Below are 14,681 nucleotides of genomic sequence, written 5' to 3'. Positions count from 1 at the left end.
AAATGGCTATCCTATTTTTTTATTAAAATCTATAATTGTATTTGCTCATGTGCTTAACTTTGCATTGCAAATTTAACCAAATAAAGTAGATTTAATGTTTACAGGTATTATAGAAGATTTAGGAACTGTAGAAAAATTAGTGAAGGAAAATGGCAATCTTCATTTAACGTTTAGTTCTTCGGTTACCAATGAATTAAAGATTGATCAAAGTGTAGCACACAATGGTGTTTGCCTAACTGTGGTAAACATCAATGACAATGAATATGTGGTAACGGCTATACAGGAAACTTTAGACAAAACAAATTTAAGTGCGCTTAAAGAAGGGGATATTGTAAATATAGAACGCGCCATGAAATTAGGTGACCGGCTAGATGGTCATATTGTACAAGGCCATGTTGACCAGACTGCAGAATGCATAGGCGTAAAGGAAGAAGATGGGAGTTGGCTATTTACTTTTGAATATAATAAGCGTCTTAACAATATTACTATAGAAAAGGGATCTATTACTGTAAACGGTGTAAGCCTTACCGTAGTTAATTCTAAAATAAACCAATTCTCGGTGGCTATTATTCCATACACTTACCAGCATACGACTTTTAAAACCTTAAAAGTTGGTGATAAGGTTAACCTAGAGTTTGATGTTATCGGCAAATATGTAAAACGGCTTAATGACCTAAGATCTTAAGCAATTTTCTTAGAGATTTTGTGAGCTTTGTAGATTCCAAAACCCAGAGCAAATAAAAAAAGTAAAGCAATTCCACCATCGATAGGTAGTCCTGGAGGTGGCGGTGGCATAGGCGGTGGAGGCGTAGCTCCCTGAGCCATAGACATGAATCCCACGAAGAAAAATAAGATTGAGGCTAACATATTTTTGTTCTGCATGCTGTTAATAATGGTGTAAAAGTATAAAAAAAAGCGACCCAACAAAATAAATCTAATTAAAAAAACGTCTTTGAACGGTAAATATTGTCGACGAACTACTCAAAATGTGCTCAAATTAGGGAAGATACGCACATTTTACACGTACATTTAACACAAATATAATACTAATTTATAATCGAACTCTATTTCGTTTGTGCTATTTGTGTTAAATCTGTGGTATTAAAATAGAAAAAAACGCTGCCAAAACATAAAAGGCTTTTACTTTTAGAGGTATATTCTAAACGAAGCTCTAATCTATTTTGAAAAAAGTTGAATTAATTTAGAGCTAATCAGCAAAGAGTTACTAATCGTTAATCTCGGGTAAAGGTTATTTTTTGAAATGTTTATAACCTTAAAGTATTCTTCAAATGAACTTTCTTTTAATCCTTTTTAGTTGAAACAAAAAGTTCTCGAATATCTACATCAAGAAATTTTGCTATCTGATAAAATACCTCAACAGCAGGTTGAACATCATTGGTACACCATCTAGAAACTGTAGATTCAGTTTTATGAAGATGTTTTGCCAACTCTTTAGAGGATACACTTTTTTCCGCTAATACAGCCTTAATCCGATTGTAATTTACTTTATCCATTATGCAATTAAATTGCTGTTTTGTGTAAATATACAATGTCCAAAATTGTTGATTTTTACATAAAATTATAATTTCGTGTAAATTTATTGCTTCCTTATTAAATTAAAATTACACAATATAATAATTTATTATATTTTAGTGTAAATTAATTATTGTACTAAAGCAATTAAACATGAGTAGAAGATACACCAAAGCAGACCTCGAGCAAATTGTTTATACCCAATTAGAAAACCTTAATGCCATGCACGATTTATTGAGCATTATGAAACACCAAAACGAACTGCTAGAAAAAGCCAATAAAAAATTAAAGGATGAAATTACAGACTTTAAACAGAAGATGTACCCCAAGCTGTCAAAGAGATAGAATAAAAAAGGCTCTAATAAAACATCAAAGCCTTTTACTTTTAGTGATTTATTGTATGCTTAATGAACACCCTAATTCACATTCTCTTAGTGTAAAGCAATCCGCCACTTTCCAAACTAACCACTTCATCATTTTCAATATTAAAGCGGATAACACTGCCATTATTGGGTACTAATTCTACCCTAATAGAATTCTCATCGGTAAATGGTTCTGCAGGAAATTGCGTATAGAGATGTCCCATTCTAACAAAAAAGCCTTTGTTCTTTATATAGTCAATTCTCATTTCTCCCATGGAAGGGCTATAATACGTCCCAGCATAGGCTTCCATTGGTAATTGCAATTGCCATTGGCGCTGTTTTCGTTTTTCTATATGCTGTTTTCGGTCTTTAAGTTCGCTTACGACGAGGTTGTAGTATTCGTTAAGATGCTCATCATAGGTCTCATCAATATTTTCATGCCCGGCAAAATAATCGAACATATATGACGAAAGTAAAAACGATATCAAAAACCCTAGGTCACCGTCATTGGCAAAAATGGCTATACCTGTGTTATGACGTTTGATGAAAGACACTTCAGCATGTGTGCCTGTGAATCCGCCATAATGGTGCACTAAGGTATCTTTTGATGCATTGGTTGCCAAATTCCAACCATAGCCGTAACCAAATCGTTTTAAGGATAACATCTTTCGATCTTGGGAGGCACGGATTTTATGCGTGTAGGGCAGCAGCCCTTTTCTAAACACCTGCTTACCATCTACCAAACCATCATTTAGTTGGGCCTTTAACCATTTGGCCATGTCCCTAGGTGTTGAAATAAGCCCACCAGCTGCATGCATAATATCATCTTTCTTCTTAAACTTAAGATTTTGCGTAGTACCGTCTATGTCGATTTGGGAATAGGGTTCGGTCCCTATCCAGTTGTTCTTTTGTATATCGGAGATGTTTCCAGACGTTCTGGTCATTCCAAGCGGTACCAATACTTCAGATTGAACAATTTGCTTCCAATCTTTACCCAATTCCTTTTCAAAAATGATTTCAATAATGTTATACCCTAGGTTATCGTAATCAAAATTTCCATGCCCTACCTCATTTGTCGTTGTATAGTTAATTAGGTTTTCGGTCAACAACTCTAGACTGTAACCGCCCAAGTATGCTTTATAGCCCGTAATGTTATTGTTAAGCAAGCCCGATGTATGGTACAACAGGTCTCTAAGTGTTACCTGATCTGCTTTTGCTTCAGGTTTGAATTTTGCTTCAGGAAAATATTGGGCTAAGGTATAATCTAAGTTAATCTTACCTTTCTCATGAAGTCGTAATGCAGCTAAAGCTGTAAAGGATTTTGTAGATGAGGCAATATAAAACTCCGTTTCGGGAGTAACGGGAATTTTCTTTTCAATATTGGCATAGCCCCTGTAATTTTCATATACAAGTTCATTATCCTTTACAACAGCCAGACCTATACCAAAATCTATATTGAAGGTGTCTACCACCTTTTGTACATAGGCATCAAACTTCTTCTGATAAGAGGTGTCTTTCTCAATTATGGTGTTCATAGTCTCGCAGGAGGTATAGTTAATAAAGAGGCATAGGGTTGCAATGCCCAAAAGGTAATTTGGTTTTTTAATACGGTTATTTTTTCTCATGATTTTTAGATTTTATTTGAACATCTGTTCAGTTATTAAGGTTAATTAAAGGCACTATCAGATCAGGGAATGGTTGCCATTCCTTTTGTCTTAATGATTAAATTTGCACTTGAATCAACAGCTACTGGCCAGTAAATGATTCTTTATTGTTTGATCTACAGCGTTTCTTTTTGTTATTAAGTATTGATTGGTTGGCTTAAGCCAGTAAAATCTATGTTTAGTACATATGTGTATTACCGCTTGGCCGCTGTTATTATTTATTGTTTAAAACTTTCCTTCAAACCAGGATTTAAACTCGGCTACTTTTCCTCTGCTGACTATAAACTCTTGATCGGTATTATGGGCTTTTCTCAATATCACTTTAAGCCTTCTCTCTCCATAGATGATAACATTACGAATGGCACCTATATTGATGATAACAGATCTATTGATTCTAAAGAAGACTTCATCGTCGAGTAGTTCTTCCAATTCTTCCAAAGTGTAATCCAAAATAAATTTCTTGTTTTCTGTGCTAGTCAAAAACACGGTTCTTCCCTCTGCATGAAAAAAATCTATCTCATTTGTTTTTATGGCATGCAACTGTTGCCCCATTTTAACCAAAAACCTGTCTTTAAAACTTTTCTTAAAGCCATGTTGAATTGAATCGAGAAGCTCTGCCGTAACATGCAACTTAAATGTTTTGAGCTTATTCATGGTTTTTGTCAGCTCAGTTAAATTAATAGGCTTTAAAAGGTAGCCAATACTATGCACCTCAAAAGCATTTAGGGTATAAGCATCATAGGCCGTAACGAACACTATAGGCTTATCAAAGTTGATGCTTTTGAATATATCGAAACTCAAACCATCGGTCAGCCGTATATCCATAAAGGCCAAATCAAACGATTGCATATTTTGGGGCAACCATTCTATCGACTGCTTAACCGTTGATAATTTGGCGATGACATCGATTGAACTATCATAAGCTTTAAGGCAGCTTTCTAGTTTATCGATTGCCGGTTGCTCATCTTCTATGATAATTACTTTCATCTATTTCTAAAACTATTTTTGGTATTTTAATTTCGCGGTATTCTGCTTTGGTTTCCATTGAGATAACTCGTGCTGAGTACATCTCGTAAACATAGTTGAGATGAGCAAAATCCTCAATTTTGATCGCTTGGTTTATTCTATCGATGGGGTTGTATTGTATTCCGATATAATCATTCGCTTCATAAAGGTGAAGCGTCAATTCAACTTTATTGGTCACTATAGAGTTTCTTATAATAGTGTTCATCATCTTTACCAGACTTGAGGGGACACATAAAAAATCCGTACTCAAATCTGTTTTTAGCTTTACAGCCCTGTAAGGCAAGGTGTTGATTAATTCAATAAACCTATTGAGAGCAACTAATTCCTCCTTTATGGGCACAAGTTCTTGTCGTTTGTTTTGTAGTAAGTATCTGTAATTGATCGCGAGGAGATCGATGATATGATCAGCGGTATTCAACTCATTCTTATGCATCAATATCACGATCTCTTCAAAACACTCAAAAAGTAAATCAGGGTTGATTTCCTTAACAAAATCCTTTAATGCTTCGTCCGCAGCCAGCTTGTCCTGGATTTCAAGTTCTAACCCTCTTTGATAATAGCTGTCTATAAAGTATTGAGCTATAAATACCAATCCGTAGATGAGTGCAAAACAACAAAAAATGGTATTGAATGCTACAATCTCGCCAAAACTGGGTGCAAACTCCAAAAACACTTTGTAATAGACATATATCAGGGCGCTGATTATTATAGTTGAAAGGACCAGGGCTAGTACAATACCCACTATAAAGCAGTAATAGATTCCCTTTTTGGAATGATACTTTAAATATTTCAAAAGACACATCCTTAACAGCTCTTGATTGAGATAAACCAAGATGATACACACATATAACTCTTCGCCCAAAAAAGAATTTCTTACTTGATCCAAATCATTATTCAACAGCAGCAATAGCACGTATACTATTATTCCAATAAAAATGGGACTTACAAGCCTGTAGATGATATGTTGAGACGTAAGCTGTTTCATTTTATAAGCGGAAGTTTTACACTAAAGTGGCGTCCCTTATCAATTATAACTTGCTGATTGGAGATCAGCTTATATTGATGTTTTAGGTTGCTTAGTCCTAACTTAAATGTATCAAACTCTTTTGGGCTTTGGGTAATATTATTTTTTACTATCACATACTTGCCTTCTGAGAATAGTTCAATGGTTAAGATATTTTCATCGTCCATAATGTTATGCTTTACGGCATTCTCAATAAGAATTTGGAGTGCTAATGGTGGTAGTTTGCAATCGTTTAGATAAGCATCATCGACAGTAGATGAAAAGTACAAGAACTCTGGGTGTTTAATCTTTAATAAATTTAGATAGGCGATCGCAAGATCAAGTTCTTCTTTTAGTGTTCTTAACTGACCATCGTAGGCATTGAAATTGTTATGGTATATCTTGGAAAGATTCCTTAAAAAGAAATCTGCCTTTTTGGAGTTCTTGAGCATTAATCCCGAAACTGAGTTTAACGCATTGAACAGAAAATGAGGCCCAAGCTGCTGCTTTAGGGTTTTAAGTTGTAAATCCACCATTTTGCGCTCCGTACTCACATTTTTTAATCTTGTTTTTAAAAGTTGATAAAAGGAAAGCAATGAGAATTGTATAAAGCTTCCTACCGTAACAATTACGAACACTATAATGGCGCACTTAATAAAAAGGCCGTTGTCATAACCCTGCGAACGGGTCATTAGTTTAAGGTATGGCAGAAGCAACAAAACGGAAAACACAAGAATCAATAACCACTGAACCATAAGACTCCAAAACAGCCTGTCGTTTTTGATTGTAATGTTTAAAACCCTAAAGATGGCATAAAAGAAATAGGCAATTACAAGGCCTAGGACCCCTGAATACATGATATATGGGAACGCAAAACTATCAGTAATTAAATCCGAATCACCATTTATGGTATAATAATGAATAATAAACCCTGTAAGCAAACCATATGCAATTAAAATAGCATGCGTTATGGTAAGAACCTTGCGATTGTTGGTATTGTCTAGGGTCATCAGTATAATTTAATCAAGATTAATTGCGCTCACTGCTTTTCTGTAGTTAGAGCTAGAGCTAATTGCCTTTGCCTCTTTTATATAATGTGTCTTTACCCTTTGGGACGAATGGTTGACCTGCTTGGAAAAGTCAAGAAAAACACGCATCAGATTGGAGCTTGAACTTATAGATTCGGATGCCGAGGACAACGTCTTCATCAATTGTTCTTCACTCAGATTTTTAACTTTTGCTATTGTTGAATAAACATCAGAGGCATTTGAACTTGAACTGATTTCCTTTTCAAGCAGTTCTAACGTTTTATCTAAAATACCCCCATCAATTCCTCTTTTGGATATGGTCTGTATCAACAAATACGAAAGGTTAGAATCGGAGTTGATGGTGTAACCACATGACAAGAACTTGGTGAACTTTGAGTTTGAAACCTTTTCATCCTTTGAAATCTCCTTCAAAAGCTGGGTAAGGTTAGAATCAGAACCAATCTTCTTGGCTGCGTCCACAAAGGCCGATATCAACTGGTCGTTATCAAAAAAGTGGCTTCGAATCCTAATGAGCAATCCTGTTAAATTTGAATTTGAACTGATCGTGTTTCCTGCCGATCTGACCACCTTTATTTTTTCCTCTTCGCTTAAACTATAATCCATAATTATTTCATAATAGATCGTTTTTAACGAGTTACTGTTGATCTTTCGAACGGCTTTAAGCGCACTATCGATACCGCCTTTTTCATAAAATCGTTTAATCCTGGATTTTGCCCCCACGGAACTTTTATTGACAACTGTTGGTAATACATCACTTAACCAGTTTTTACCTTCTGGGCTGTATGGTTTTTCCTTACCGTTTATAAAATATTTTCTTATGAGGTTCCCGTTCCTGCCAGATTCAATCAGTATCCGTCTTTCAGTCCCAAAAACCCTTTTACTGATTTCTAAATAACCTCCACTGGATATTGAAACGACATCGGTGTCGTCATCATTAATGGCAATCTCACCATCGTATTCTATGTGATACTCTGTGCCATTTTTAGTATAGTTGACCTCGTTACGTTCGCCATAAGTCCGGAATGAAAAACTCTCTGATTGAGCAAAAAGTTGAGTATTCCCAAAGAGACTGGTCAAAATAAATAGTTTAATCATGTGCTTTAAAATTTTTTTCATAACTGTTCGATTTAAGATGATGAGGCAAATCTATGGGGATGGTATTAACACTAATAAAGAAATGTATTCAACAGTACGTTTTACGACATGAATCATCCAATTATTAGGTCTTGTATAATACTATCTATAAATGAGCACAAGCATCTTAATAAAGAGCTCAATCAGAATTTAGCATTATAAATGCCAACTCGCATGCTCTAATCCAACAGTCGTCATAAAATAAAACATTCCGCTTTAATAGAAAAAAGCTCGTAATACAAAAAACATTAAAACTATCTGGCCACATTAAAAGGTTAAATGGAAAACTGTAAGAATTCATTGCATTAAACGGCTATGGAATATCTTTAGCAATATTTGAAAATAGTTGCTGAAATAATGCCTGTAAATTTCTATGGAAATAAACATGGCGTATAAAAACAGCGCATAATTTTTAACTACTAATTTAATTTTCTGATATGAAAACACCATTATTTTTTACAATAGTAATCTTCTTTTTTGGTTTTACGGCAATTGCCCAACAAGAGGACTTAGAAAATAAAGCCATTGAAAAAACAGTTTTAAACTATATTGAAAATTTCTTTGAAAACAACTTTGATGAAATGAATAAATCATTGCATCCACGTCTTGCAAAAAGAGGTTTAAATCAAGACGGAACTACATTGAGTGATGATTTTCCGCCTGAAAAATTAAAAGAGCTTATGGCAACAAAACCAAAGTTTGATTTAAAGCACCAAAACAATAGCGTGGAAAACATTTCTATCTTTGGAAATATGGCAAGTGCCAGTTTAAATACGGGATATCCAAACCTTAGATGGGTTGAATATATTCATCTAGTAAAGCTAAATGATGATTGGAAAATCATAAACGTGTTTTGGGAATTTAAAAAGAAGAAAGGTTAAAATCAACTTATAACGAACGTATGAAAAAGAAACAAATCAATCAATACCATATCCTTAATGGCGATGCCTTGAAAGGGCGGTTCCCCAAACAGATTGATGGAGAAATCATTGTTGCACGCGAATGTTTTGTTGATGGCGATATCAGTGCCAACACGTTAAACGAATTGTTTGAGGTTAGGGCCAAATTCGTTACAGTACTTTATGGAGGAAGCTATTCTAAAAAAGATTATTATGCTGATTCTGTATCGGAATTCCAAAAAATACAGAACATACCCAATAAATCTGAAATTAACCTTTGGTTTGAAGATGATCTGTTCTGCCAAGTCAATTTTTGGTTTAGCATCAATCTAATTTTAAATAACGTGAAAGATTGCAACGTGTTTTTAATTAGACCAGCCACTCACACTCCATATGGGTTTGGTGGACTCAATGAGTCAGAACTACTTACTGCATACCAACAAAAAATACCAGTAAACGAGTTTGATCAAATAGCCCATCTATGGAATTCCTATCAGAAAAACGACACCGAAGAATTGATTAAAACCGCTAAAGAATTAAAATCGAATTATCCTTTTATATACAACGCTGTTGAAGCACATATAGCCAGAATTCCCACGGAAAACTATCCCGGAAGACCTTCCCAAACCTTACTGGACATCATAAACGAATTAGGAACAGAATCATTTGGGCCAGTGTTTGTGGAATTTAATAAACGCGAAAGCATCTACGGATTTGGTGACCTGCAAGTAAAAAGACTTTTTGATGACATAAAAAACAACCATTAAAATGCATTCATAAGACTTACACATGCTACCAAAATCAAAATGAGCTGTGTAAAAATAAGGCTCGGATAAATGTAACCTTTACAAAATTCTTGAGTCTTCAGGTTATAAAAAATAACCGAATGAAAAAATCAACCTTAACTGTTTTATTATTTATTACAATAATTGCCCCATCTTTAAGTCAGGAAATAACAATTGGAACAGAAAACAAAATATATTCTAATGTTTTAAATGAAGAAAGAATATACTACATCTCAACCCCAGATAATTATAATGATACCCAAGCTTATCCTGTTTTGTATGTTCTAGATGGACATGAACTTTTTAAATTAGCCTCGTCTACAGTTAATTTTTTAACAAACAGAGGATTTATGCCAGAAACTATTGTTGTGGGCATCAATAATAGAAGCAATAGAGATCGTGATTTAACACCAACAAAAACGGATTGGTCACCATCTGGTGGAGGTGCTGAAAACTTTCTTTCTTTCTTGGTGGATGAATTGATTCCAGAAATTGAGAAAAACTACAAAACACAATCAAACAGAACAATCTACGGATCCTCCCTAGGTGGTTTATTTGCCATGTATGTTCTCTACAATCATCCTGAGGTATTTGATAATTACATTGCCATCAGCCCAAGCTTGTATCACGACAAGGGACTCTTATTTAACCATGCGTTGAAGTATTTTGACAGACCGTCAACAAATGACAAGAAATTCGTCTTTCTTTCTTTGGCTGATGAAGTTTATGATCAGATGAGAATAAATTTTAGAAGTACAATTAACTTGTTTAAAAGCAAGGCCAATTCAAAAAATATACGATGGAACTATAACGTTTATGATTCTGAAACCCACGAAACATCAAAATTAATTGGCCTTAATGATGGCCTAAGATCTTTACACGAATTTTGGTTCGTGCCTTTCTACCAAAGAGATAGAGGAATTGAAGGTTTAATTGATCATTATAAATTACTGAATGATTTATACAGTTTCAATAATAAAATTGAGATTCCAGAGCATTTAGTAAACAGGATTGGTTACAATGTTTTGCGCGAAGGAAAACCTGATGCAGCTTATAGCTTATTTAAATATAACGTGGAGCATTTTCCCGACTCGGCAAATGCATATGATAGTTTGGCCGAATATTTTGAGAGACAAAAACAGTTTAAGGAAGCAAAAGAGTACTACGAACTCGCACTAAAAAAGGCAAAAGAACAGAATTCTGATGTAGCATACTATATGCAAAGTATAAAGAGAATAGAAGAAATATTAAAGAACTAGATAATAGAAAATGGCCATACTCTAAATACCATATTAAACTTTAGGGCCTTGTCATCAAACCAAACAAGATTAGATATTAATGTAATACCTGTTACTGTAGCTAATCTTTTAGTTGTCTCCTCAATTTGCCCAAATATTACGAATCATTTGAGATGATTTTGTAAATATTTGATAGTTAAATGATTACATAAAGGTGTAAAGTTCTCACCCTTTTATCCGTGTTGTTTACATTTAGAACGTGGTATCTTTTCGGCTTTTCTTTGTCCTTTTGCATCTCCGAACTGTTAGCCCCCTCATTTGTAATAACTTGTCTATTATTGAGTGTTATGAGAGGGCATATAGTTCAAAGTATTCACTAAAATATACAATGGTTTCTTAGGGACATAGCCCTTATCTTTTGTTCATTAGCTCTAAAATTCTGTGTAGCACCAGGTTCGACTATAAGCTTTATATTCTCGTAAAGAAGAATTACTAATATAGGGGATACCTGAAGTGCAGCCAAACCATAAACTTACGAATCCCTTTAAATCTCTGATATCCATTTCTATGTCGTGTCTCAAATCTACCCATCTATATACTTGGGATTTAGGAGCAGATATAGAAATATGTACGTTGTTTTTGTTGGTTTGCCTCATTGGAATAGGTCGCTGCCAGCTATTACAAAATAAATCATCATGATTCCAAGCTCCTACATAATTTGATAATAAGCCATTGCCATTGTTGTAAGATCCATGACAACAATACCCAGGCTCCCATTTCCAACTCATCTTTTTATAACGCCACGACGGAAAATGATTTGTTTGGTTTGTAAAATAGTAAGAAGGCATAGAATAAGAATAAGATTGTCCTAATCTAAAATCCAATTCTACAAATTCTTGAGGTTTTAAAGGTTTTAATTTAATAGAAAGACTTTGAGAATTGGAGTAAGAACCACTTCCAGCTGCTCCAGCTACTGGTCCATAGTCGTCGTAATCAAAATCATCGTCAAATTCAAATAAGGGTTCAAACCGTTCCAATATATTTTTTAAAGCATCCCTTCCAGTACACCAACCTGCAGAACCGTCTCCTGGATAACTATCTACCGCAATAGCCCTTACCCCTGGGCTTGCCTTAATGGTGGAGTTTATAAAAATCCTGACTTCTGAAGAGCCTCGATAGGTTCCTTCTGCTACTTGAGTTATAGCTCTGTAATTTAGATTAAAATCACCATAAGTATAATCGTAAGGAAGTGTTCCTAATCTATTATTACTATAGGTAGCACTTGTATTTACATGACGTACTAAGGTTCTTAATTTGTACTCTGAAAGATCTGTTGTTGTTTTGGTATTTGCGCTTCCAGTTACTCTTTCTTTTAGGGCTTCAGAAAAAGTATTTCTGATCTTAAAAACAGCATCTTCTAATGGTGTACCAGTGGTGGTTTCAAACATTTTTTTATTCTCAAAATGCTTGGTGTTTTTATATTGTTCCTTAAACTGGTCTAATTCTTTATAATATTGACTCCACAAGCTTTCCAGATCTTCAGTAGGATTTGCTTTGGTTAATTGTCGGTTAATAGATTCCTTTTCTTCTTCCGAAAAGTTTTCTAATCGATTAAAATCTATAGCATTAGTTTGATATGTGGTTTCTTTTAACTCAGTTGATTTGTCGAAAAACTCAGTGGTGATACCTTGTCCTACTTTATTGTACACCAGTGCTACTACATCTGATGAGGATTTAATACCGACAATTTCTGGAATAGAGTTAACCGCCTCAGAGCCTGCAACAAGAAAAGGTATATCGCTTTCTAAAACAATCGCTTTTAACAAACTTTTTTCTTCCTCCGAAATTAGACTGTAATTTAGTGTAATTATGGCCTTTTCCTTACCTTCTAAGATAGATTTATCGTCTAGGGTTGAAAATTCCTTAAAAGGAAAAACTTCATAGCCATCAGGAACAAAACTCAAAATATCGTAAGAGGCATCTTCCTTGGATAAGGGGTTTACATCATCTTTTGTGCAAGAGAAAAAGCTAATAAAAAAAACGGTTAAGAGAAATAATTTTTTCATGATAATTTAAAATAATTTGGGTTAATTACTGCTCAAAATTAGTTTCTGTATAAGGTAATTATTTTAAGTGAATGTTAAAAAAAGGTCAAATTAAAATTGAGCCCTCATAGAAATGAAAATCATGATTTTATCTCCTTCAACTTCTTTATTTGGTTTTTTACATGGTCTATCCATTCAGCCTCTTTTTTCTCCAACATATTTAGGGTTATATCGTAACAATAAAAGGACTTAGAGGTATTTCCATCCGTCATATAAGTTTCGGCAAGACCATAGGTATGCATTGATAGATTTTGAGCACACCTTAACATTCCATTTAAAAGCTTGAATTGCTTGTATCAATTTTATTTGTATCTGTCTAAGATCTTGTGGTATCCCTTTCAATTAATGATAGCATAGATTCATTAGCATTATTTGTTTTCCTGAAAAAATAAATTGGCAATATTTGAATCCCAAAATATATAACCAAAACGTATTTTTTATCGAGTTAGGTAAGGAACCAAATAAAGAGAATTCAATGAATAAGTTATTAATGTTTGCTTTAAGCTTTTTTTTGTTTATAGCATGCAAAAATGAACATAGGAAAGAAATAAATGTAATAACAAATTATAATATCGAAACTCTAGCAATTTGTTTTGAAATTGCAGAAAATGGTTTCTGGAATTTTCCATTTGACGACTACCAGCCAATGAAAGAACTTGCTAGAAATGAGTTTGAAAAGTACAAAAAACATCAGGCTATTCTACTGATTGATTCATTAGTGAGCCAAGGATTTTGGCTTGATAAAATGACGGAAGTTATGCTGAAAACATCTTCTGTACCAAATGCCAAACTCATCCATAAATTAGATGAGTCGACTACAAAAAAAATCAAAGACAATCAAGACATCATTGAAAGGTTTATCAATGCTATGAACGCCTTTTATCTCGATGCAAAGTTAGAGGCATTTTTTGAAAAACATCGTTCCTACTTCGCTAACGTAAATAGTGAAGTTAAAAAAAATCTTCCTCCAAAACACTTTATCAGTACCATGGAAGATTATTACGGAAAACAAAATGAGAGTTACACTCTAATTCCTTCCCCAACCATATATCATACCATGGGATTTGGTATGAGAATTAAAGCTAATGTGGGTTTTAAAGTCTTTAATGTTTTTGGGCCGGTTATTATGACTAAAGATTCAACACAATTTGGCTATGGGTTCGGCAATTCGAAAGAAATTGATGAATTAACAGTTCATGAGTTTGGTCATTCATTTATTAATCCTATCACTGAATTGGAATCAAATAAAAAATTGATTGATAAAAGTGAACACCTGTTTAGTCCAATTAAATCAATAATGGAAAGACAAGGCTATAGATCATGGAGCACCTGTGTAGCTGAGCATATTGTAAGACTAGGGGAAATAAGGATTGCGCTAGCTATGAATGATACTATAAGGGCCAACAGACTACGCTCCGAATACATAGATAATAGAGGGTTTATTTACCTTAAAAACCTAGAGACTTCTATCATCAAATACGAAAACAATCGAGACACTTATAATTCGATTGATACCTATTTACCACAATTATTGAACTCTTTATATTAGTGTTTTCTCCTAGGCTCATTTTGACACGTTATGCGCTCATCATAAACATTTCGACAAGTTCAATGCATTGCTTCTTGCTCTTAAAATGCTTAATAAAAAAAGACTCTAGCAGTATACTAAAGTCTTATCTAAATGTTGTGGTCCCATCTGGGCTTACCTCGGCTGCGCTCGGCATAGACTTCTCACCCAGGGTGCATTCCATGAAAAAAACCTCCACTTTAGTGAAGGTTTTCTTACCACTCCGTGGTCCCACCTGGGCTCGAACCAGGGACTTTCTGATTATGAGTCAGATACTCTAACCAACTGAGTTATAGGACCTATTGGCAATTACCAA

General features: G+C 34.3%; 15 protein-coding genes and 1 tRNA gene. 6 read left to right on the top strand and 10 right to left on the bottom strand.

Annotation, left to right across the window (positions count from 1 at the left end; translation table 11 throughout):
• The first annotated feature begins 94 nt into the window (after positions 1 to 94).
• On the top strand, positions 95 to 685 hold the full coding sequence (locus Q0972_RS04100) for a riboflavin synthase (protein WP_299362940.1): 591 nt from the start codon (positions 95 to 97) through the stop codon (positions 683 to 685).
• Here the strand turns inward: Q0972_RS04100 and Q0972_RS04095 are convergent.
• Positions 682 to 867, bottom strand: coding sequence for a PID-CTERM protein-sorting domain-containing protein (locus Q0972_RS04095; RefSeq protein ID WP_299362937.1), 186 nt, complete (start codon positions 865 to 867; stop codon positions 682 to 684). The genes Q0972_RS04100 and Q0972_RS04095 overlap by 4 nt on opposite strands.
• A gap of 434 nt (positions 868 to 1,301) precedes the next feature.
• Positions 1,302 to 1,514 carry a helix-turn-helix transcriptional regulator gene (locus tag Q0972_RS04090; RefSeq protein ID WP_299362935.1) on the bottom strand — a complete coding sequence of 71 codons (213 nt, stop codon included), beginning with the start codon at positions 1,512 to 1,514 and terminating at the stop codon, positions 1,302 to 1,304.
• A 172-nt stretch (positions 1,515 to 1,686) separates the two neighbouring features.
• On the opposite strand from Q0972_RS04090, the gene Q0972_RS04085 reads away from it, so the two are divergent.
• Entirely contained in the window at positions 1,687 to 1,878 is a 192-nt protein-coding gene (locus Q0972_RS04085; protein ID WP_299362933.1) for a hypothetical protein, read from the top strand.
• Between the two features lie 76 nt (positions 1,879 to 1,954).
• On the opposite strand, the gene Q0972_RS04080 is transcribed toward Q0972_RS04085, so the two are convergent.
• From Q0972_RS04080 to Q0972_RS04060, 5 genes are all read right to left on the bottom strand, one after another.
• Positions 1,955 to 3,520 carry a serine hydrolase gene (locus Q0972_RS04080; protein ID WP_299362930.1) on the bottom strand — a complete coding sequence of 522 codons (1,566 nt, stop codon included), beginning with the start codon at positions 3,518 to 3,520 and terminating at the stop codon, positions 1,955 to 1,957.
• 264 nt (positions 3,521 to 3,784) lie between these two features.
• Complete coding sequence (locus Q0972_RS04075) at positions 3,785 to 4,546, bottom strand: LytTR family DNA-binding domain-containing protein (RefSeq protein WP_299362928.1); 762 nt, start codon at positions 4,544 to 4,546, stop codon at positions 3,785 to 3,787.
• The gene (locus Q0972_RS04070; RefSeq protein WP_299362925.1) at positions 4,521 to 5,570 is read right to left on the bottom strand and encodes a histidine kinase; all 1,050 of its coding nucleotides are present in this window, start codon (positions 5,568 to 5,570) and stop codon (positions 4,521 to 4,523) included. The genes Q0972_RS04075 and Q0972_RS04070 overlap by 26 nt, the downstream gene beginning before the upstream one ends.
• Positions 5,567 to 6,598: a sensor histidine kinase gene (locus Q0972_RS04065; protein WP_299362923.1), complete on the bottom strand. Its 1,032-nt coding sequence runs from the start codon at positions 6,596 to 6,598 to the stop codon at positions 5,567 to 5,569. Before Q0972_RS04065 ends, Q0972_RS04070 begins: the two co-directional genes overlap by 4 nt.
• A 9-nt stretch (positions 6,599 to 6,607) precedes the next feature.
• A complete protein-coding gene (locus Q0972_RS04060) occupies positions 6,608 to 7,753 on the bottom strand; it encodes a hypothetical protein (protein WP_299362921.1) in 1,146 nt (381 codons plus the stop codon).
• Positions 7,754 to 8,208: 455 nt separating this feature from the next.
• Between Q0972_RS04060 and Q0972_RS04055 the strand changes: the two genes are divergently transcribed.
• The 3 genes from Q0972_RS04055 to Q0972_RS04045 all read left to right on the top strand — a co-directional run bounded on the left by Q0972_RS04055 (position 8,209) and on the right by Q0972_RS04045 (position 10,714).
• Complete coding sequence (locus Q0972_RS04055; protein WP_299362919.1) at positions 8,209 to 8,652, top strand: nuclear transport factor 2 family protein; 444 nt, start codon at positions 8,209 to 8,211, stop codon at positions 8,650 to 8,652.
• A gap of 20 nt (positions 8,653 to 8,672) precedes the next feature.
• Positions 8,673 to 9,437 (top strand): DUF1835 domain-containing protein, encoded by a 765-nt coding sequence (locus tag Q0972_RS04050; RefSeq protein ID WP_299362917.1) that lies wholly within the window; start codon positions 8,673 to 8,675, stop codon positions 9,435 to 9,437.
• A gap of 119 nt (positions 9,438 to 9,556) precedes the next feature.
• Entirely contained in the window at positions 9,557 to 10,714 is a 1,158-nt protein-coding gene (locus Q0972_RS04045) for an alpha/beta hydrolase-fold protein (protein ID WP_299362915.1), read from the top strand.
• Positions 10,715 to 11,124: 410 nt separating this feature from the next.
• Here the strand turns inward: Q0972_RS04045 and Q0972_RS04040 are convergent, their stop codons facing one another.
• Both Q0972_RS04040 and Q0972_RS04035 read right to left on the bottom strand, forming a co-directional pair.
• The gene (locus Q0972_RS04040; RefSeq protein WP_299362913.1) at positions 11,125 to 12,759 is read right to left on the bottom strand and encodes a hypothetical protein; all 1,635 of its coding nucleotides are present in this window, start codon (positions 12,757 to 12,759) and stop codon (positions 11,125 to 11,127) included.
• A 119-nt stretch (positions 12,760 to 12,878) separates the two neighbouring features.
• Positions 12,879 to 13,040 carry a hypothetical protein gene (locus tag Q0972_RS04035; RefSeq protein WP_299362910.1) on the bottom strand — a complete coding sequence of 54 codons (162 nt, stop codon included), beginning with the start codon at positions 13,038 to 13,040 and terminating at the stop codon, positions 12,879 to 12,881.
• Between the two features lie 233 nt (positions 13,041 to 13,273).
• Here Q0972_RS04035 and Q0972_RS04030 point away from each other — a divergent pair, with 233 nt between their 5' ends.
• Complete coding sequence (locus Q0972_RS04030) at positions 13,274 to 14,347, top strand: DUF4932 domain-containing protein (RefSeq protein WP_299362908.1); 1,074 nt, start codon at positions 13,274 to 13,276, stop codon at positions 14,345 to 14,347.
• A 244-nt stretch (positions 14,348 to 14,591) separates the two neighbouring features.
• On the opposite strand, the gene Q0972_RS04025 is transcribed toward Q0972_RS04030, so the two are convergent.
• A tRNA-Ile gene (locus tag Q0972_RS04025) sits at positions 14,592 to 14,665 on the bottom strand.
• Positions 14,666 to 14,681 lie beyond the last annotated feature (16 nt).

Source organism: Winogradskyella sp. (assembly GCF_028282165.1).
Classification (GTDB): domain Bacteria; phylum Bacteroidota; class Bacteroidia; order Flavobacteriales; family Flavobacteriaceae; genus Winogradskyella.
This window is presented reverse-complemented; position numbering and strand designations above follow the sequence as displayed.